The organism is Ruegeria sp. BF6 (assembly GCF_056538665.1).
In genome coordinates this window covers 102,128-122,205 of the sequence record NZ_JBQFTN010000005.1, presented here as the reverse complement: position 1 = coordinate 122,205, position 20,078 = coordinate 102,128, and the positions used below count along the sequence as shown (strand labels likewise).

The 20,078-nt window shown below is 59.6% G+C and carries 19 protein-coding genes; 15 read left to right on the top strand and 4 right to left on the bottom strand.

Annotation, left to right across the window (positions count from 1 at the left end; translation table 11 throughout):
* Positions 1 to 58 precede the first annotated feature (58 nt).
* The 3 genes from rsfS to ACR0IM_RS14505 are packed head-to-tail and all read left to right on the top strand — an operon-like array spanning position 59 to position 1,420.
* Positions 59 to 418, top strand: coding sequence for a ribosome silencing factor (gene rsfS, locus ACR0IM_RS14515; protein WP_170327847.1), 360 nt, complete (start codon positions 59 to 61; stop codon positions 416 to 418).
* A gap of 44 nt (positions 419 to 462) precedes the next feature.
* Positions 463 to 933, top strand: coding sequence for a 23S rRNA (pseudouridine(1915)-N(3))-methyltransferase RlmH (gene rlmH, locus ACR0IM_RS14510; RefSeq protein WP_480682350.1), 471 nt, complete (start codon positions 463 to 465; stop codon positions 931 to 933).
* 1 nt (position 934) lies between these two features.
* Positions 935 to 1,420 (top strand): flavodoxin family protein, encoded by a 486-nt coding sequence (locus ACR0IM_RS14505; protein WP_480682349.1) that lies wholly within the window; start codon positions 935 to 937, stop codon positions 1,418 to 1,420.
* A 3-nt stretch (positions 1,421 to 1,423) separates the two neighbouring features.
* Here ACR0IM_RS14505 and ACR0IM_RS14500 read toward each other — a convergent pair whose 3' ends face one another.
* Positions 1,424 to 1,771, bottom strand: a complete 348-nt coding sequence (locus ACR0IM_RS14500) for a hypothetical protein (protein ID WP_480594479.1) — start codon at positions 1,769 to 1,771, stop codon at positions 1,424 to 1,426.
* Positions 1,772 to 1,806: 35 nt separating this feature from the next.
* The gene (locus tag ACR0IM_RS14495) at positions 1,807 to 2,517 is read right to left on the bottom strand and encodes a DUF599 domain-containing protein (RefSeq protein WP_480594403.1); all 711 of its coding nucleotides are present in this window, start codon (positions 2,515 to 2,517) and stop codon (positions 1,807 to 1,809) included.
* Between the two features lie 81 nt (positions 2,518 to 2,598).
* Between ACR0IM_RS14495 and ACR0IM_RS14490 the strand changes: the two genes are divergently transcribed.
* From ACR0IM_RS14490 to ACR0IM_RS14465, 6 genes are all read left to right on the top strand, one after another.
* Positions 2,599 to 4,047, top strand: coding sequence for an FAD-linked oxidase C-terminal domain-containing protein (locus ACR0IM_RS14490; protein WP_480594404.1), 1,449 nt, complete (start codon positions 2,599 to 2,601; stop codon positions 4,045 to 4,047).
* Between the two features lie 25 nt (positions 4,048 to 4,072).
* Complete coding sequence (locus ACR0IM_RS14485) at positions 4,073 to 5,173, top strand: FAD-binding protein (RefSeq protein ID WP_480641907.1); 1,101 nt, start codon at positions 4,073 to 4,075, stop codon at positions 5,171 to 5,173.
* Positions 5,174 to 5,177: 4 nt separating this feature from the next.
* Positions 5,178 to 6,494 (top strand): glycolate oxidase subunit GlcF, encoded by a 1,317-nt coding sequence (gene glcF, locus ACR0IM_RS14480; RefSeq protein WP_480682348.1) that lies wholly within the window; start codon positions 5,178 to 5,180, stop codon positions 6,492 to 6,494.
* 118 nt (positions 6,495 to 6,612) lie between these two features.
* Complete coding sequence (locus ACR0IM_RS14475; RefSeq protein WP_480682346.1) at positions 6,613 to 7,404, top strand: trypsin-like serine peptidase; 792 nt, start codon at positions 6,613 to 6,615, stop codon at positions 7,402 to 7,404.
* Complete coding sequence (locus tag ACR0IM_RS14470) at positions 7,401 to 8,216, top strand: trypsin-like serine peptidase (protein WP_480682345.1); 816 nt, start codon at positions 7,401 to 7,403, stop codon at positions 8,214 to 8,216. Before ACR0IM_RS14475 ends, ACR0IM_RS14470 begins: the two co-directional genes overlap by 4 nt.
* 122 nt (positions 8,217 to 8,338) lie before the next feature.
* Positions 8,339 to 8,806 (top strand): Hsp20 family protein, encoded by a 468-nt coding sequence (locus ACR0IM_RS14465; protein WP_170405897.1) that lies wholly within the window; start codon positions 8,339 to 8,341, stop codon positions 8,804 to 8,806.
* 779 nt (positions 8,807 to 9,585) lie between these two features.
* Here ACR0IM_RS14465 and ACR0IM_RS14460 read toward each other — a convergent pair.
* A complete protein-coding gene (locus tag ACR0IM_RS14460; protein WP_480682344.1) occupies positions 9,586 to 11,769 on the bottom strand; it encodes an esterase-like activity of phytase family protein in 2,184 nt (727 codons plus the stop codon).
* A 134-nt stretch (positions 11,770 to 11,903) separates the two neighbouring features.
* Positions 11,904 to 13,379, bottom strand: coding sequence for an NAD-dependent succinate-semialdehyde dehydrogenase (locus tag ACR0IM_RS14455; protein WP_480682343.1), 1,476 nt, complete (start codon positions 13,377 to 13,379; stop codon positions 11,904 to 11,906).
* 272 nt (positions 13,380 to 13,651) lie between these two features.
* On the opposite strand from ACR0IM_RS14455, the gene ACR0IM_RS14450 reads away from it, so the two are divergent.
* The 6 genes from ACR0IM_RS14450 to ACR0IM_RS14425 all read left to right on the top strand — a co-directional run bounded on the left by ACR0IM_RS14450 (position 13,652) and on the right by ACR0IM_RS14425 (position 20,073).
* The gene (locus ACR0IM_RS14450) at positions 13,652 to 14,731 is read left to right on the top strand and encodes a hypothetical protein (RefSeq protein ID WP_480641912.1); all 1,080 of its coding nucleotides are present in this window, start codon (positions 13,652 to 13,654) and stop codon (positions 14,729 to 14,731) included.
* Positions 14,732 to 14,947: 216 nt separating this feature from the next.
* Positions 14,948 to 16,066, top strand: a complete 1,119-nt coding sequence (locus ACR0IM_RS14445) for a hypothetical protein (RefSeq protein WP_480682342.1) — start codon at positions 14,948 to 14,950, stop codon at positions 16,064 to 16,066.
* A 22-nt stretch (positions 16,067 to 16,088) separates the two neighbouring features.
* Positions 16,089 to 18,020 carry an AAA family ATPase gene (locus ACR0IM_RS14440; RefSeq protein ID WP_480682341.1) on the top strand — a complete coding sequence of 644 codons (1,932 nt, stop codon included), beginning with the start codon at positions 16,089 to 16,091 and terminating at the stop codon, positions 18,018 to 18,020.
* Positions 18,017 to 18,472 (top strand): hypothetical protein, encoded by a 456-nt coding sequence (locus ACR0IM_RS14435; protein WP_480594414.1) that lies wholly within the window; start codon positions 18,017 to 18,019, stop codon positions 18,470 to 18,472. The genes ACR0IM_RS14440 and ACR0IM_RS14435 overlap by 4 nt, the downstream gene beginning before the upstream one ends.
* A complete protein-coding gene (locus tag ACR0IM_RS14430; protein WP_480682339.1) occupies positions 18,469 to 19,806 on the top strand; it encodes a DUF6638 family protein in 1,338 nt (445 codons plus the stop codon). The genes ACR0IM_RS14435 and ACR0IM_RS14430 overlap by 4 nt, the downstream gene beginning before the upstream one ends.
* Positions 19,807 to 20,073, top strand: coding sequence for a hypothetical protein (locus ACR0IM_RS14425; protein WP_480594416.1), 267 nt, complete (start codon positions 19,807 to 19,809; stop codon positions 20,071 to 20,073).
* Positions 20,074 to 20,078 lie beyond the last annotated feature (5 nt).

Sequence of the window (20,078 nt, the reverse complement as noted above, 5' to 3'; positions counted from 1 at the left end):
CTATGTCCTGTCTCTACATACCCAGGCGGGTTTGCCCGCCGATGACGGGGCCGGTTTAATGGCCCACTCTCAGTCAATCAGCGACAAGCTGCTTGAACGTATCCTTTCCTCACTTTCCGATGACAAGGCCGAAGACGTCGTGCAGATCAACCTGCAGGGCAAATCCTCGGTTGCGGATCACATGGTGATTGCCTCGGGTCGCTCGACCCGTCAGGTCGCAGCCATGGCGGAAAAGCTGACGGATCGCATCAAGCAGGAATTCGGTTTCACTTCGAAGGTCGAAGGCAAGGATGCCGGCGACTGGGTGCTGATCGATACGGGCGACGTTATCGTCCATATCTTCCGCCCAGAAGTGCGTGAATTCTACCAGCTGGAAAAGATGTGGCTGCCTCAGGGTGGCAGCGCCTCGGCGAACTGAGGCGCCATCCCGGCCTGCATTAACAGGTCGGCGGCGAGAGAAATATGCGTATAAGCATTTGTGCGGTCGGGCGATTGCGTGCCGGACCGGAGAAGACCCTGCTTGACGACTATCTGACAAGATTTGACCGGACCGGCCGCAGCTTGGGCCTTGGTCCCGTGCGCGTGGTCGAGGTCGAAGACAAGAAAAACGCAGGCATGGGCGCCGAGGCCGCGTTGCTGCGCAAGGCGCTGCCCAAGGGTGCGGTGATCTGCACACTGGACGAGCGTGGGCGGGTGATGTCGTCACCCGATTTTGCTGAAAAACTGGGTGGTTGGCGTGACGCTGGGCGGCAAGAACTGGCGTTAGTTATAGGCGGCGCGGGCGGAATAGACCCCAATCTGCGGACCGAGGCCGATTTTTCCATCTCATTCGGGTCGATGGTCTGGCCCCATATGCTGGTCCGTGTGATGCTGGCCGAGCAACTCTATCGGGCCGCAACCATCCTGTCGGGCGGTCCTTATCATCGGGTCTGACATGGCGCAGCTTCTGATCGTTTACCATTCGCGGACCGGCGGCGCCCGGCAAATGGCCGAAGCCGCCGCCGAGGCTGCGCGGGCTGAGGCCGAAACTGTTCTGAAATTCGCCGATCAGGCGGGGCCAGAGGATTTGCTGGCCGCTGACGGCTATCTCTTCTGCGCCCCCGAGAATCTGGCCGCGATATCGGGTCTGATGAAAGAGTTTTTCGATCGCAGCTACTATCCGGTACTCGGCCGGATCGAAGGGCGCCCCTATGCGCAGATGGTCTGCGCCGGGTCCGACGGAGAGAATGCGGCGCGACAGATGGCGCGAATTGCGACGGGCTGGAGGTTGAAAGAGGTGCAGCCGCCGCTGATCCTGTGCACCCACGCCCAGTCACCCGAGGCAATTCTGGCCAAAAAGACCATCCCCGATGATCAGCTTGATCACTGTCGCGAAATAGGAGCTGCCTTGGCCGCAGGGTTGAGCCTTGGCGTTTTCTGATCCTCAGTTCAGATCAACAACCGTGGTGCCGTCGTTCCAACCATCGACATTGCAGCGCGCCTGAACCTGCACTTGCTTAACCCCTTCTGGGATCACCACACCACTCAAAGAGCGGGTAAAAGGCTGTTCATTCTCATGTGGATGGTGCAGGACGCGCATCCCCAGCTCTTTGCCGTCCATGTCCAGCACGCGCCACCCGTCGGCGTAGTGGTCCCAACCGGTGTCCGGGTGCCGGATTGTCACGTCGAATCGCCAGGTATCGCCACTCTGACTGGCCGAAACATTCTCGATCACTGCAGGGTCGGCGAATGCGGGTGCTGCCAGAACGGCGCTGAGAATCAGGTATCGCATAAGGCGACCATACGGGGTGATGTGCGGCTGCGTCATCACGACTCCGTGTTAGGTGGCAAGGTCAGCAGAACTGACCGGGAATGGGATGCGAATTCGCGTCGATACAGAACGCCCAGAGTGATGACGGTCCCGAGGATCAGGGTAATAGGGCCTAATATCCACGCCAGCGAGGCCAGCGCAAAATAGGTGCCGCGCAGGCCGCGATTGAAGCTGCGAGCAGCGGTGACGCAGATTTCCGCCGCTTGCGCCGCGCGCGGATAGGCATGCGAGTCTTCCGGATCGTTCGGAACGGCGGCCATAAGCACCGCGCAATAGCCAAACAGCCGATGCGCCCAGACATATTTCAGGAAAGCGTTAGCCAGAAACAAGATCACCACCAGAATCTTGATCTCCCACACCAGCGCCGGGGCGCTGCCGATGGCCAGATCGCTGGCCACGCCGGCCAACCGTTCGGTGTTACCCAGCAGGGCCAGCCCGCCGCCGATGGCAATCATCGTTGTGGACGCAAAGAACGTGCTGCCCTGCCGCATCGCCGCCACGATCTGAGCATCAAACATACGGGGCTGCCGCGTGACCATCTCGTGCATCCAGACGCGCCGGAAGTCATCCATAATCATCGTGACCGATTGTTTGTCTGGTGCGGTATGCTCGATCCGCCAGCCGATCCACTGCCACGTGCCCAGCAACAGCAGCACGGCAGCATAATCCAGTGATGAGAACAAAAGGGCGCGGTCGATCCATGTCATGTCGGTGACAGTAGGGTCAGAGATAGGAACTTGCCAGATGGATAAATTGGTAATATTATTTTACCAAACGGAGGATCAGCGATGGAAATGCCCTTGCCAAACCCCGAAATCCTGGCGCGCAAGCAGGCTGTTCTGACGCGCCTGTTGCGGGTGGTGTCTGCGGATGCCGTGATCCATGACCCGGCTGAGACCCGCGCCTATGAATGTGACGCGCTGACCGCTTATCGCTGTCCCCCGATGCTGGCGGTCCTGCCGTCGACCACGCAACAGGTCTCGGACGTGCTGCGTATCTGCCATGAAGAGGGCGTTCCAGTGGTGCCGCGCGGTTCGGGCACGTCTCTGGCGGGTGGGGCGTTGCCGACTGCAGATAGCGTCATTCTGGGCGTTGCCCGCATGAATGAGGTGCTGGAAACGGACTATGACAACCGCTTCATCCGCGTGCAGACCGGCCGCACCAACCTGAGCGTGACCGGTGCGGTCGAGGAAGAAGACTTTTTCTACGCGCCCGATCCGTCCTCGCAACTGGCATGCGCGATTGCGGGCAACATCGCGATGAACTCGGGCGGGGCGCATTGCCTGAAATACGGCGTGACCACCAACAACCTGCTGGGCGTGAAAATGGTGATGATGGATGGCAGCGTGGTCGAGATCGGCGGCGCACATCTGGACGCGGGCGGGCTGGACCTGCTGGGTGTCATCTGTGGGTCCGAGGGGCAGTTGGGCGTGGTGACCGAAGCCACGCTGCGCATCCTGCGCAAACCCGAGGGCGCACGGCCGGTGCTGATGGGGTTCGATGATAATGAGGTTGCGGGTCAATGCGTGTCCGACATCATCAAGTCGGGCATCCTGCCGGTGGCGATCGAGTTCATGGACACGCTCTGCATCAAGGCTTGTGAGAACTTTGCTCATGCGGGGTATCCGGATTGCCACGCGCTGTTGATTGTCGAGGTCGAAGGTTCCGAGGCCGAGATCGACCATCAACTGTCGAAAATCATCGAGATTGCCAAGCGCCACAACCCGGTGGAACTGCGCGAAAGCCAGTCGGCCGAGGAAAGCGCCAAAATCTGGCTTGGGCGGAAATCGGCCTTTGGTGCGATGGGCCAGATGAACGACTATATGTGTCTGGACGGCACAATCCCCGTGTCTTCGCTGCCCGAAGTCCTGCGCCGGATCGGAGAACTGAGCGGGGAATATGGTCTGCCTGTGGGCAACGTGTTCCACGCGGGAGACGGCAACATGCATCCGCTGATCCTGTTCGATGCCAACAAGCCCGGTGATCTGGAAAAGTGTGAGGCGTTCGGTGCCGATATCCTGAAACTCTGCGTCGATGTCGGCGGTTGTCTGACCGGCGAGCACGGCGTGGGCATCGAGAAGCGGGACTTGATGTCCCATCAATACGCGCCCGCGGACCTTGAGGCGCAGATGGCCGTCAAGGATGTGTTCGATCCCAAATGGCTGCTGAACCCCGCCAAGGTGTTCCCTCTGGATGTATCCGAATCCCGTCGGGAAGTTCGGGTGGCTGCAGAATAACAGGCTCTAACAAAGAAGTTTTGCGATGAAACCTGAGACAGAGGCCGAACTGGCCGAAATGGTGGCCGGGCTGACGGAGCCGGTGCGGATTGTCGGCGGCGGTACACGCGGGGTGGACGGACCGGAGGCGGTGCTTGAGACCTCGGGGCTGAGCGGGATTACCCTCTATGAGCCCGGAGCGCTGACGCTGGTGGCGCAAGCGGGCACGCCGGTGGCCGAGATCGAGGCCGCCCTGAAGGCAGAAGGGCAGCAACTTGCCTTTGAGCCAATGGACCATCGGGGATTGCTGGGCACCAGCGGGACACCGACCATTGGCGGCGTTGTGGCGGCCAATATCTCCGGCCCGCGCCGTATTCAGGCCGGGGCGTGCCGCGATTTCCTGTTGGGCGTACGCTATGTCGATGGCATGGGGCAGGTGATCAAGAATGGCGGCCGGGTGATGAAAAACGTGACCGGCTACGATCTGGTCAAGCTGATGGCCGGATCGTGGGGCACGCTTGGGGTTCTGACCGACGTGTCGCTGAAGGTGCTGCCCAAGCCCGAGGCCGTTGCGACCCTTGCTGTTCACGTTGCCGACGCCGGGGATGCGATTCTGACCCTGTCTGCCGCGCTGAAATCCCCGTTCGAGGTCAGCGGTGCCGCCTATGATCCACAAGACGGGCGGGCATTGTTGCGGGTCGAGGGGTTCTCGGATTCCGTGACCTACCGGACAGAAAAGTTGAAATCCACGCTGTCATTGTTTGGTGAGATCACCGAGATACCGGACTCAGCCGAGCTCTGGCAGGGTCTGCGCGACGTCAGGCCGTTTCACGGGCAAAAGGGTGATGTCTGGCGGATTTCGGTCAAACCAACCGATGCGCCTGATGTCGCAACCCGTCTTGAGGCTGACCAGACATTTTTCGACTGGGGCGGAGGTCTGATTTGGGCGCGGGTCCCCCATGGCACTGATCTGCGCGCCCGGTTGGGCGCATTCGAAGGCCACGCGACGCTGGTGCGGGCGGATGCAAAAACTGCCGAGGCCTTGGGTCGGTTTCAACCCGAGTCCGCTGAAATTCAGGCTCTAACGAGGGGATTGCGACAGCGTTTCGATCCCCGCACTATTTTCAATCCGGGTCTGATGGAGTAGGCGGATGCAGACGACATTCACGGAAAAGCAGCTGCAGGACCCGGCAATCCAGCGTTCGAACGAAATCCTGCGCAACTGCGTGCATTGCGGATTCTGCACTGCCACCTGCCCGACCTATCAGGTGCTGGGCGATGAGTTGGACAGCCCGCGTGGGCGTATCTACCTGATCAAGGATATGCTGGAAAACGAGCGTGTCCCGGACGAGAAAACGGTTAAGCATATCGACCGTTGCCTATCCTGTCTGGCCTGCATGACGACCTGTCCCTCGGGCGTGCATTACATGCATCTGGTCGACCATGCGCGGGAATATATCGAGGCCAATTACAAGCGCCCCTTCACCGATCGCGCCTTGCGCTGGGTGTTGGCGCAGGTTCTGCCCTATCCGATGCGATTCCGCTGGGCGCTGATCGGGGCCAAGCTGGGTCGCCCGTTTCGCTTCCTGATGCCGGATGCCCGGCTGCGGGCGATGCTGGAGATGGCGCCGAAACATATCCCGCCGGTCAGTCGCAACGACGACCCGCAGAGCTTCGCGCCCAAGGGGCCGCGTATCAAACGGGTGGCGCTGATGACGGGATGTGCGCAAAAGGCGCTGAACACCGATATCAACGACGCGACGATCCGCCTGCTGACGCGGCTGGGATGCGAGGTCGTGGTGGCCGAAGGCGCCGGGTGCTGTGGCGCGCTGACCCATCACATGGGGAAAGTGCAGGACAGTCACAAGGCGGCAGAGGCCAATATCAGAGCCTGGGTTGCCGAGATGGACAAAAGCGGTCTGGACGCGATCGTCATCAATACCTCGGGCTGCGGCACCACCGTCAAGGATTATGGGTATATGTTCCGCGATGGTCCTCTGGCCGAGGATGCGGTCCGGGTGTCGGGCATCGCGATGGATATCAGCGAGCTGCTGATGCAGCTGGATATGCCCAAAGGCGCCCGCAAGGACATGGTTGTCGCCTATCACGCGGCCTGTTCCCTGCAGCACGGGCAGAAGATCAAAACCCATCCCAAGGATCTGCTGAAAAGGGCCGGCTTTTCAGTGTTAGAGCCTGTTGACAGTCATCTGTGCTGCGGCAGCGCGGGAACATACAACCTTATGCAGCCTGAAATCTCTGGCCAGTTGAAGCAGCGCAAGGTCAGAACGCTCGAGGCGAAAAACCCCGATGTGATCGCCGCGGGTAATATCGGCTGCATGATGCAGATCGGATCGGGCACGGATGTTCCGGTTCTGCACACGGTTGAGCTGTTGGACTGGGCGACCGGAGGTCCCAAGCCGCAAGCCCTGCAAGCGGCCACCGTGCCAGAGGTCCCGATCCTCAGGTAAGCGCGGATGATGCAGCGGTGCATCAGGTTCCGGAGGAATCCGCGCCCGGCGCTACCGCCCTATTTTCGCCCCACCCGGGCCGTAGGAAGGTAAGCCAACAGCAACGCCGGAGAACCGCTTGCGAAACTGGATCAGGGCAATCGCGCTGGCATTGACACCGATGGCCGCCATGGCGCAGGACAGCGGGCTGAAAAGCCTGGACACCACCGATGCCGGGCGGGCGTGGATGGCTGTGGGCCGTCTGGACATCAGCGGTGCGGGCTTCTGCACCGGAACGCTGATTTCACCGACTTTGGTCCTGACCGCCGCCCATTGCCTGTTTGACAAGTCGACGGGCCGACGGATCGATCTGTCCGAGGTCGAGTTTCTGGCCGCGTGGCGTCTGGGTCGGGCCTCGGCCTACCGAGCGGCCCGGCAGGCGGTGATTCATCCGGAATACCGTTACAGCCACGAAACTCCGACGGCCCGGCTGGGCAATGACATCGCCCTGATCGAGCTATGGCAACCCATACGCAATACCACCGTGATTCCATTTGAAACTGGCGACCGGCCGCGCCGGGGCGCCGAGGTGGGCGTGGTGTCCTATGCGCGGGACCGGGCCGAGGCCCCGTCCCTGCAAGAGGTCTGCTCGGTCATGATCCGCCGGTCCGATGTGCTGGTGATGTCCTGCGATGTCGAGTTCGGCTCATCCGGTGCGCCGGTCTTTTCCTTCGAAGGCGACCGCCCACGCATCGTGTCGGTGGTGGCCGCCAAGGCAGAACTCAATGGTCAGCGGGTCTCGGTCGGCACCGCGGTCGAGGGATCGTTGCCGCTGTTGCAGGCTGAATTGTCGGCCGGTCGCGGATTTCTTGCCGCCACACCCAATGGTACGGGCAACAGGAACATAGGCGCGAGGTTCATCAAGCCATGACACGATACCTGCTGAGAGCCCTTTTGTGCCTGTCAATCCTGTCGACCGCGTCCCATGCACAAAGCAGCAAGCGCGAACTGACTGACCGCGAGGACTTGTTTGGCTGGGAAGCCATCGGTCGGCTGGACATCGGCAAGCACGGATTCTGTACGGGCACGCTGATTGCGCAGGATCTGGTCCTGACCGCCGCCCATTGCGCGATCGACGAGGATACGGGCAAGACCTATGCCCCGGGCGAGGTGACATTCCGGGCCGGGCTGAGCTATGGCAAATCGCTGGCCGACCGCAAGGTTGTTCAGATCGTGGCGCATCCGGATTACCTCAACCACCCCGAACTTTCCGCGGCGGCCGTGCGGGCAGATGTCGCCCTGATGCGTTTGGAACAGCCTATTCCCTATACCGTGGCCGATCCATTTGTGCTCTACAACGGCGGCGTGGCAGGAAATGAGGTCAGTATTGCCTCATATGGGCGCGGCCGGTCCGAGGCGATCACGCGGGAACGGTCCTGTCAAATTCTGCAGCGGCGGCAGGGGCTGATCACGTTCAACTGTGACATTACCTTCGGGTCATCCGGTTCGGCGTTGCTGGCGCGAAAAGGTCCGCGCTGGCAAATTCTATCGGTTGTTTCCGCGGTTGGAACCGACGGGCGACAGAAGGTCGGTTTCGGGATGGAACTGACTGGAATCGTTTCGGAACTCAAGGCCGACATGCGCCGGGATGCGCCAAAACCCAAAGCCACGATCCGTCGGTTGCAGGTGGGATCGGGCAAATCCAGTTCGGGCGCGAAATTCATCTCCTCCGGCGGGTCTTGAACTCGGTCAAAATGCTCCCCATGTGAACTGTACCGGGTCGCCACAAACGGGGCCCGGCATTCTGAACCGCCCGTCCGAACGGAGGGCAAAACACAGATCGCTCAGACATGAGGATATGACACATGCGTACGTTTGATTTTGCACCGCTGCACCGCGCCACCATTGGGTTCGACCAGATCGCCGACATGATGGACCGCGTTCTGACCAATGACGTGGCTCAGCCCAGCTATCCGCCATACAACATCGAAAAAACAGATGCCGACACCTATCGCATCTCGGTTGCTGTCGCCGGTTTTTCGGAAGATGACCTGTCGGTCGAAATGAAGGAAAACGCGCTGATCGTCGCCGGCAAAAAGGCCGCCGAAGACAAAGAGCGCAGCTACCTGCACCGCGGCATCGCCACCCGCGCGTTCGAGCGCCGCTTTGCGCTGGCCGATCACGTGCGCGTCACCGGCGCGAGCCATGAGAACGGTATGCTGAACATCGACCTGAAGCGCGAAGTGCCCGAGGCTCTGAAACCGCGCCGGATCGAGATTTCTTCGGCCAAGGCCATCGAAAAGGACGTGGTCGACGCCAAAGCCGTGAACTGAGGCCGTTGACCAACAGGCGACAGTCCCGCCTCTCTGGGCTGTCGCAGACTGCACGCCCCGCGCACCTCCAGGCGCGGGGCGTTGTTTATTGCGGCAGAAAGCGTCCGCTTTGCACAACAAAACTGACGTTTTAGATGCAAGAAAGATGTTGGCCTTTTTCTACGGCTCAGGTGCGCGTCCTACGCGGATTACACCTTCATCTGCATTTCGGACAAAATACTGCACCAGATTTCCGCTCGGACCAAACAGCAGTGCCTTATCTCCGAAAAGACCGGAACCGCCAAACCGGGCAGTGACGGTTTTTGTTTCAGGTCCGGGAATATCATTTGCCTCAGTACGCTGCCCGCCTGCTATGCAGCTGACATAGGTGATCAGAGCCCTACCGGATGAGTCGATGGGGACATCCATTTTTGTCGGCGTTGCAAACGATTTGTCAAAACCGGGCCCGCGTACCGTGCAATTTGCGGCAATCTGTACGCCGTTGTCCTCAGCGCTGAAGGCAATCGCGCGTGTTTTGACTGCGGCTGGTGGTGACGTGACATCCAAAGGTTCTGTCTCAGGAGAAGTCGGACCCGTTGTAGTGTTGCATGCGGCCAGTGCAAGGCAGCCAAAAAGAAAGAGAGCGCGCATTAATTAATCCATTTCCAATGCTTTAGAGATGACTAATACGGTGTGATCCCAGAGTTCAAGGTCGATTTTGCCCATACTGGAAACCGTTCTGAAACCCAAAAAACCCCACGCAGTTCTTACGCGGGGTTTTTCGCACGAAAGGACAAAACTCAGTTCCCGGCTGTCACCGATCCGATCGACCAGAACATCGTCTCGCCCGAGGCATCGTCGACGCCGTCATTGTCGGTCATCACGAACGCCTCGCCCGAGGGCAGGATGGCCAGACCTTCGATCTTGTCCAGAACATAGCCTCCGGTTGAGGTCAGGTCGGGCAGCAGGTCGCGGACCTCTTGCTTACTGACCACCGGCAGTTCGCCACCCAGCGGGGCCGGGGTCATTTTCGATAGCGGGATGCGGTAGATTTTCTTGGTAACGGCGCGGTGGTCGTGCTGGTTGTCGCGCTCGATGACATAGACATGGTCCCCGAATGCCACGATCTCCGACAGTCCAACCCAGCCTTTTTCCGGGTCGGCTTTGGGATAGTGCACGGCACCCCACTCCTTGGTGTCCAGATTGTAGGCGACCAGTTTCACGTGGTTCTCCGGATCGTCCTTCCATTCGCGCTGAACGGCCATCCAAAGGGTGTCGCCGACCTTGGTGATGCCTTCGAACCCAAAGCGTTTCTCAACCGCCATCAGTTCCGGCGGCAAGCCGATCTCGCCCTTGCGGTCCTTGATCAGGCCATCGGCCGAGACGTGGTAGATCGCGTGCGGGATGACGCGGTCTGTGCGACCTTCGGAGGCGACGTAGAAGCCACCCTTGCCGTCCAGCGTGATGCCCTCAAGGTCCAGCTTCTGCGCCGGGTTGCCGTCCTGACGGTGGATGCGGATCACGTCCACGATGCGGGCGGGTTGCTGGCTGGGATCGATCTTGAAGATCGACGGCTGGAAGCCATAAAAGCTGTCATTGACCGCATAGATCATGCCGTCTTCATCCGCGGCCAGACCGGACAGAGCACCCCATCCGATCAGTTCATCCGCGCCTTCCGAGGTCAGATGCGGATAGGTGGCTGGGGCGTCCTGAAATTCAAAGATGCTGACATGCGCCCGTGGGCCGCCATCTTCGATCAGGTCTTTTTCATTGGCCGAGATCAGCAGGTTCCGCTCGGGGATTGCCACATAGCCTTCCGGACCAACGCCCGAGGGCAGCAGTTGTTTCAGAACCGGGCTCGCAGGGTCGGTGGCATCATAAACCCCCACGACCGAGGCGCGCTCGGCCCCCACAAAGATCATCGGAGTACCGCCAAAGGTGGCTGCGGTCACGCTTTCGGGCTCGACCCCTTTGCTGTCCGAGCGTTTGTCGGGGTAGTGGCCGATCTGAATGATGGCCTTTTCGAAATCGGTGCCGTTTTCGTAAACAACGGTGCCGTCCTTGTGGAAGATCGTCCAACCACGCGAGCCGCCCTCATAGTCGCCTTCATTGGCGGTGGCGAAGTGGTTGTCGTCGATCCATTTCACCGCGTCCGGTTCACGCAGGCGGCCCGGCTGGCTTTCGGTGAAGATCAGCGCGCCGCGCTCGTCGGTGGCGTCGATGCCATCCAAGTCAACGCTACCTGCCGAGAAATGGCTGAACACGTTGCCGTCTTTGTCGACGACCGCGATGTGGTTGTTTTCCTGCAGAGTGACGACAGTTTCGCCCAGACTATTGATATCCACGAACTCGGGTTCGGGGTCGGTTGGGGCAACGTCTGCCAGACCTGTAAGCGAGGCCATTTTCATACCTGCGCAATCCAGTGCGCCGTCTTTCAGCGGCACCAGAGCCAGCGACCCGGCGGGCAGCTGCGGGATTATGCCGTCGTTCAGGTCTTCGTCACGTTCATTCTCGATGGCGACGGCGACAAAGCTTCCATCCGGAGCGATGGCGACGCTGTCGGGCTGGCCGCCCAAGTCACAGGCCCCGGTTTCCGCCTTGCCCGCGATATCGGCAGAGATCAGCTTGCCCGACGGTGCGGTATAGCTTTCGGATGTATTGACACCCACAAAGGCCGTCGCGCCAAGGATCCCCACGGATGTCGGCTCACCACCCACGTCCATCGTACCCAAAGGTGCCGGGTTCGCAGGATTGGTTATGTCAACCATGCCGATCACGCCCAGCGGGCTGTCGGTGTAGACCAGCGTCATTCCATCCGCAGTCGCAGCGATAATCTCGGGCGAGGTCTCACGGGTGGTATCGGCCCCTTCGGCCATGTTCTTGACGACCGGGAAGGACGCAATTCGGTTGAAGTTCATCTCTGCCGTGGCCTGACCGGCGGTCAGGGCAAGGGCAGATGTCAGGCAGACAAGGCGCAATGACATCGGTAGGTATCCCCTTCTTACTTGGATGCGAGAGGGATGACCGCCGTTGATTGCGCTTTTGTGACGGTTGTGATTCAGTTTGATGACAAGCGCATTAAGAATGGCCACCGCCCGAAAGCGGTGGCCGGATCGGATCAGACCGACATGCAGATGTATTTCATCTCAAGATAATCTTCCATGCCGTGATGGCTGCCTTCACGGCCCAGGCCGGACTGTTTGACGCCGCCGAACGGCCCAAGCTCGGTCGAGATGATGCCGGTGTTCACGCCGACGATCCCATATTCCAGCGCCTCGGCCACCTTGTAGACGCGGCTCAGGTCCTTGGCATAGAAGTACGAGGCCAGACCAAAGATCGTGTCATTGGCCATCGCGATAACGTCATCTTCGTCCTCGAATTTGAACAGCGGGGCCAGCGGGCCAAAGGTTTCGTCCTGTGCGACCATCATGTCCTGAGTCACACCGGTCACGATGGTCGGCTGGAAGAAGGTGCCGCCCAGATCATGGGGCAGTCCGCCGGTCAGAACCGAACCCCCTTTGTCGGTGACGTCCTTGATATGCTCTTCGACCTTGGCGACCGCATCGGCGTTGATCAACGGACCGGTGGTGGTGCCAGAGGTCAGGCCGTCCCCGACTTTCAACGCGTCGACTGCAGCTTTCAGTTTGGCGGCGAATGCGTCATACACCCCGGCCTGAACGTAGATGCGGTTGGCACAGACGCAGGTCTGGCCATTGTTGCGGAACTTGCACAGCATCGCCCCTTCGACGGCGGCATCCAGATCGGCGTCGTCGAACACGATGAACGGCGCGTTTCCACCCAGCTCCATCGAGCACTTCATGACCTGATCGGCGGCTTGGCGCAGCAGGATGCGTCCCACCTCGGTCGATCCGGTGAAGGTCAGTTTGCGCACACCCGGGTTTTCGCAGAATTCCTTGCCGATCTCGCTGGCGCGCGACGACGGCACGACGTTGAACACACCCGCCGGGATGCCGGCCTTTTCGGCCAGAAGGCCAAGAACCAGCGCGGACAGCGGTGTTTCGGCCGCAGGGCGGGCAACAAAGGTACAACCTGCGGCCAGAGCAGGCCCAGCCTTTCGGGTGATCATCGCGTTGGGGAAGTTCCATGGCGTGATCGAGGCCGCCACGCCAATGGGCTGTTTCAGAACCGTTATCCGCTTGTCACGCTGATGGCCGGGGATGGTTTCGCCGTAAACGCGTTTGGCCTCTTCGCCGAAGAACTCGATGAAAGACGCGCCATAGCCGATCTCGCCAACAGCTTCGGCCAACGGTTTGCCCTGTTCGGCGGTCAGGATCTTGCCCAGATCCTCGGCGTTTTCCATCATCAGGTCGTACCAGCGGCGCAGGATCACGGCGCGTTCTTTGCCGGTCAGCTTGGCCCATTCCTTCTGCGCTGCTTCGGCCTGAGCAATGGCCCCGGCCACCTGCGCGCGGCTGACATCGGCGACCTCGGCCACCACATCACCGCGGGCGGGGTTGGTCACCGCAAAGGTACCATTGTCGCCATCCACCCACTGGCCGCCGATATAGGCTTTGGTCACCAGCAGATCGGGATTCTTCAGGATCGATTTCAGGTCGGTTGTTGCGTCCAGCATAGGTCAGCCTCCGGCAGGAATATTGTTCACGCGCACCCAATCAGGTGGGCTTCGGATTGTCTATGTCCACTGTGCCCCGCGGATCAATCCAGATTTGATCAAAAGGCCGGAATTGCAGATGTTCAACACATCGCAACCGGCGGCATCATGGCGCTATCTTTTTTGTGATGAGTTTGCCAAAGTCTGCATGATTTTTGGACCCGAGGGGATGTAAATGAGCATAACATTCCCTATCTTATTGGGTAAATGAACAAAAAAAGGGGATAGTGCAGATGTCGAACCACCAATTTGACGCCTTGATCGAAGAGACTCAGACCAAAGTCCGGGAAAGCCAATCGCAGATTGAAAGCCTGACCAGCCGGATCGAGGCTGCGCGCGCCAAGATTGGCACGGCCGAGGCGGACATCGACATCGAAAATGCCACGCTCGAAGATGTACACGCCCATACCGAGGTGATGAACGCCAATATCGCCGAGCTGATCATGGGTCTGGACGACGTCACCAGCGCCTTTTCCAAGGATTTCGACGAAATGCGCTCGAAATCCGGGTGGGAGACGTTTGTGGGCATCTTCTCGAAGGGAAAATCCGAGTCGATGCGGCAGGAGCGGATGCGCACCGCCAATATCGACGATAAACTGCAGGACTTGATCGCCAAATCCGACGTGATCGTGAAGCTGCTGGAAGGCCAGCTGTCCGTGTTGGAAGAACAGCGCGTGAAAGTCGAGGACAACCTGACCGGCACGCTGGACGACCGCGAGGCCACCGTGGCCGAGCTGGAGGCTCTTCGCGCCGAGATTCAGGGCATGGACCCGACGATCATCACGCTGGAAAACAAGATCAGCGTCGAACAGGACGCCGCCGCGCGGACCCAGCTGGAAACCGAACTGGCCGAGCTGAACAAGCAGTATAACGCCAAGGTTCAGGAAGAGCAGGTCAAGCTGGCCAAAAGCCAGACGCTGGAGCGCTATATCGAAAAGGGCAAGACCTGGGTCGATTCACTGCAAAACCAGGCGGCAACGCAAATGGTGCTGATCAACAAGCTGCAGACAGACACCCAGCAGCGCGTTGTGCTGTACGATGCCCTGACCAAATCGCTGAAAACCGCGCAGCAGCAGGACGTGGCCCACCGCATCAACGAGATCGGCGTGCAAACCGACCAAGAGGCGCAGACGGCCATGGCCGCCATCGGCACCGCGACCAACCAGAAAATGGCCGACATGCTTGAGGCGCACGAGGACCACATGGTCTTTGCCCGCGACGTGCTGGAGAAAAAGGCCAAGGCGGATGAACGCTTTGCCCGCCGGTTTGCCTCGATTGTCGAAAAGCACGATAAGAATTTGTATGGCGGATGAAGCTATCTGAGTTCAGGATAATTGGGTTGCCCAGATCAGTTCCTGAGTGGGTTTTCCAAATGGTCATCGTTACGCTGATCGTACTGGCCGTTATTTGGATGTGGCCCGAAACAACGGCTAAGTGGGTTGGAACTTATTCCGCCGTATGCGTGGGTAGCCTCGCCAACTTGTACATCTTGGTCAGAAAGAACAAAAAATCAGAAGAACGCCCAGAGGATGACTAACCCCACCCAAGATCATGTCGGCCTGACCGACACCTTCGCTTCGCGCCGCTATTTTCGAAAATTCGAGGTGATCACCGTCCACCTCTTGCGTGTGGCCGCGACGATGGAGGCTGAGGGCGCGATCTCGAAACAAGAGGTGCGGATCGTGTCGCGTTACCTCTCGGGGCTGCTCTACACCTTCCGTGCGCTTTCCATGAAATACCTGCTGGTCGGGCGCGATACGGGGCGGTTCTTTGGTAGCCTTGCGATGGACAAGCGTGACAGTGGGTTTCCGGTGGCGGCCGAGCTGCTGACCATGGCCAATGACGCGCAGCAGGCGCAGGTGCATTTGGCGAATATGCCCTCGGAAGATGATCTGAAAACCGACATGGTGCGGACGATCATTGGCGACCAGGAAATCCCCACCAAACTGCAATTCGCGCTGTCCCAAAGGCTCTATTACGAAGAATTGCTGAAAGGTCAGCTGTTCTGGGCGCGCAACGATCCTGAATGCCACTGGATCGGGAATGAGGGTGATCGGCGCAAGTTCATGATCCATTGGGCGGTCTATGACAGCCAGATCAACCTGCCGGTCATCTACCTGATGCAGCTAGAGGACAGCGGCAAAACCGCCCTACCCAAGGACCAACGCCGCTGGCCCGAGGTGCAGGCGCATCTGATGGCGCAGTCCTTGGGTGGCCTGAAACTGGTGACCATCGCCAAGGGCTTCGATCAGGATTTCGACGACCTGCACCCAAAGCATCTGCGCCGCATCCATGTGGGCCCGATGTATTCCTCGGCCTATACCGAGCAATCCGGCCCTCTGCGGCAGGTTCTGGAGGATGCGCAATCTCCCCAAGGTCAGGATTGGGCACTGGCTTGGACCACAGAAGAGCTGGAAAGCGAAGAGGTGATCGAAGAGCGTGCCGGGTGGTTCTCGACCGTCGAACGCGAAGTCTTTGCGCTGGACCCGTTTGGTGGGCAGGGGGCCGAGACCGGGGCCACGCGGACGCAACGATCCATCATCCTGCCCCAGCGCCCGTTTCAGGTTCTGGCCGAACGTAACCCGCCGGGTTTTGCCGATGTGCGCAAGTTCGTCGTCAGCAAGACCGGACAGGTGTTGAGATATTGAAGACAGCAAAGGCGATTTTGAAATGAGTTTGACGTCAGATCAGATGGAATTGCGCGAAGAAGACATTCGCAAACACTATCCGGCTGCGACCGCCTTGCTGAACGGGTTCGAACACGCCCCGCGGATTGCCAAACCCGTCGAGGCCACCATTGAACGGTCCCCGGGCGTGTCTACTGGGCGTCGATTCCGATCCACCACACCGGGGCTTGTGACCCGTCGCACCGTGCGGGCGGATGGGGTGCATCTGGTCGAACGGATCGAAGCCTCGGATGAGGGCGATGCGTTGGTCTCGCCGCCTCAGGCCACCACGCAACAGGCGATACGACGTGCCATCGCAATCGCTCTGGCCGTGGCAGAAGCTTATGCGGAACAGACGCCGCTGGCCGACCTGAAACGCGCTAATCTCGCTGGCGATCTACCTGCTGCCCGCAAGACCGAATTCTCGGAACTCCTGACAGCTGAGGCTCTGATCACGTCGCATACCTTCGGCAATGCGCTGGCCTATCTGATGTCCTCACATCTGGGCGAGACCACGGTCGATATCGGTGAGATCGAAGAGGTCTTGACCGACAACGGCCAACTCGCCCTGCACGGCGCATTGTGGGAGCTGGACCAAACGCTGGCCAAACATGCCCCCGACGACGCCCACCTGATCGCCGCCACCAGCGCCTATGCTGAACAACTGATGGAGAAGGCCGCCCTGCGCGCCCAGTCCGCAGGCCATCTGGCCCCGTTCCAGAACGCCGCATGGCATATCGAGGCTGATGACCTGACAATCCGGGGCTTTGAACCAGCCTCCAAAGCCAAATCCACCACTCTGACCATGACGTTCAAGAAACCGAACGAAGTAGTGGGCAACCATATCGCCAAATATCAGGCGATGAAGCTGGCCAAGATGCTGATGGCCTATGACTTTGACCGCCGCCTGAACCCGTTTGCGGAACTTGGCGGGTTCATCTTTACCTTCATGGGCGACGGCAAACCGGGCACCGGCAAAACCACCCTGATCCAGATGATGGCCGGGCTGATCAACGATTACTGCCAAAACGCGGGCTATCCGTTCCGCTATCAGAACCTGAGCACCGACAATATCGACAGCTATCAGGGCAAATCCGGCCAGAACGCCAAGGCGTTCATCAACACGATCATCGACCCCTCGGTCATCGGTTTTGGCACCATTGACGACATCGATCAACTGGCGGGCAAACGCGGCGACCGGCAGTCGTCGGCCGGGCAACTCGAAATCACCGCCGTGCTGATGGAGAGTTTTGCGGGCGCCAACACCGTCGTGCGCGGGAACTGCACCTTTGGCATGTTCTCGAACTACCCCGAGAATGTGGACGACGCCCTGCGCCAGCGGGCGGGCGCGCGGTTCCTGGTGGACGGGCCGCAAACGCGGGAGGATTACATCGACATCCTGCACCTGTTGATGGGCCGCAACCATGACATCCCGCTGGGCGAGCACGACGCCTATGCCGCGCAGGAGATCAAAAAAGCTGTCGCCGCCAGCTTCGAAAGCCACTCCCGCCCGCATGAGGACGCTTTGCTGCAGGTCTATGATCGGGTGTCCGGTGAGATCGGCCAGATGGACACGATCGCCAAGCTGGGCAGCTACCTCAAGGCGATCCAGCAGGCGGATGAGCGCTTCACTGGCCGCGCGATCAAGAACATCACCGACGCGGTCAAGGTCCGCGCGATGGATTTCGAACTGCCTGACGAATGGATGGAGAACCCCGACCTGTTCCTGTTCCGCGACTACGACACCAAGAAGGCCATGATCGAGGACCTGCGCCAGCCAATCACGGTTGAGATGGTGATGCAAGAGATCAACCGCTACGCCGACAGCGAGTTCCGCTATGCCGACAAGAGCGACGAGGTCGCCATCGAAAACGCGGTGCGTGAGATGGGCCGGATGGAAGAGGCCAAGCGGCGGTTCAGAAAGGAACTGGAATGAATGATGTTCTACCGCTTATTGCGTATTACTCTTTGAGTGTCGCGATTTCGGCGGTCGTGGGTTGGCACGCTGGAAAGCTCCGTTTGAAGAGAGACGAACACACCGGCATGGGAGCGGTATTCGTAAGTTTGTTACTTGTATTCATTGTGGTGCCAATTGGGCCTGCGATTCTGTCATCAATACTATCGGATGGGTTCGGTAGCGTTCCGTTTTTACTGAAATTTTGGGGCTGGCTCCTTCTTCTTTCTACCGGTTCTGAAGGAGGGTCCGAATTCCTACTACTTCTCGTGGTTTCTAGTGTTGTAGTCTGCTTGTTGAACCACGCCCTAGGGCGTCGTGCGGCAGCTGAAGGCATTGATTCGATGCGAGAAACTCAAAGCCGAATAAACGCTCAGAAAAGCCATCTGGAAAAAGCGCGCACGCGGCATTCATTGAAGGATGGTCTGAAATGATCCGCCTCATCGAAAAAGGCCTGATGTTCGGCAACCTCGTCCACATCTCCAGCCCGGCTCTGGTCGAGCGGTATAACCGCGCGCTGCAGCATCTGGCGGGAAAGACCACGGCGCTGACGGATTTCCATGTCGATATCTCCGGCTATTCGCCGGAGGTGGGGATTGAGTTGGAGGACGACCTCTACCTCAACCCCAACGGGGTCAACCGGCAGTTCATCCTGCTGACGACCGAGCAGAAACGCGCGCCGCTGCTGAACGTCAAATTCTCGACCTCGCGCGATATCCTGCGCGAGTTTATCGAGATGAACGAGGCGCAGCTGTTCGCCCTCACCGCGACCGATGCGGTGGCCGGAGAGTTGGTGAACTCGGTGTTCAAACTCACCACGCCGCGCGACCTGCTGAACCTGCGCAAGATCGAGATCGAGGCCGACACGGTCGGTGGCACCCTGCGCAAGGCCGAGCAACTGGCAGGCATGGTCGAACGCTTCAAGTCCGAAGAGGACGCCTGGTTCGACGATGTGCTGATCGCCAGGATGATCGAGACCGCCAAGGAAACCGGCGACGTCACTCGCAACCCCGTCCACCTGCGCCACACGGCGTTCGAGCAGCGCAATTTCTGGACGGCGCATTTCGGCGGGCTCTACCTGTTTCCCGATCTGGATGATCCGGCGGCGATTTGCATGGGCGACCGACCCGATGACATGCCAATCGACCAGGTGTTCGACCCTGCGCAACGGCATCGGATTGCAACCTTCCTGAACGACAACAACCTTGTCGAGACGATCGTCGAGGCGCGCGGTGTGAACTCTGCCGCCGTCCTGCAGCAGAAGATGGACTTTCTGACCGTCCACGCCGCCGCCGACGCGGGTGTCGACCTGACCGGGCTGGACCGCAGCGATATGCGGCGTCTGGCGCGAAACCATGCCGACCGTCTGCCCGAGGCCTTTCACGGACTTTCCCAATTGCTGCGCTGGGCCAGCGAAGGCGGGCCGTGGCCGCGCATCACTTCGGACCATCCGGCATATTTCTACACCCTGCGCGCGGCGGAAACGCCGAACCGTGATCTGGTCAACATGTTGCTGGCCGAGCTGGCCCCACTGGACCCGCGCCAGATGTTCATCTGCCATAAGGAATTGTTCTACAGCACCTATTCCACCTGGCCCGAGGCTAAGAAAGCCTATGTTGCCGACTTTCTGGAACGCGAGTATCAGGTGGACAAAGCAGGCGCCCGCGCCGCGCTGTTCGGCCATGAACCGGACATGAGCGGCACCGACCGGATCAGCGATGACATTATCGCGCGCGTCGGACCCTGGGGTGCTGTTGGGAGAAACTGAATGATCGTCGCAATCCGTTTTCTGATTCCACTGCTGATCATTTTGACGGTGATCTATGTCGGACTGTCGATCTATTCCCGACTGGTGCGGCGGCGCAAGCTGATTGCGCATTGGGAAAAGAAAGGGCTGACCGGGGATCGCGACGCCTTTGTCGCGCGAGGATTGAAGAAATACGACAGCTCCTTTCGCAGGAAACTGCTGCTGGGCGTCTATGTCGTTCCGCTTGGGGCAATAGCCCTGCTGATCTATATTACGAATTTTATGTGAGGACC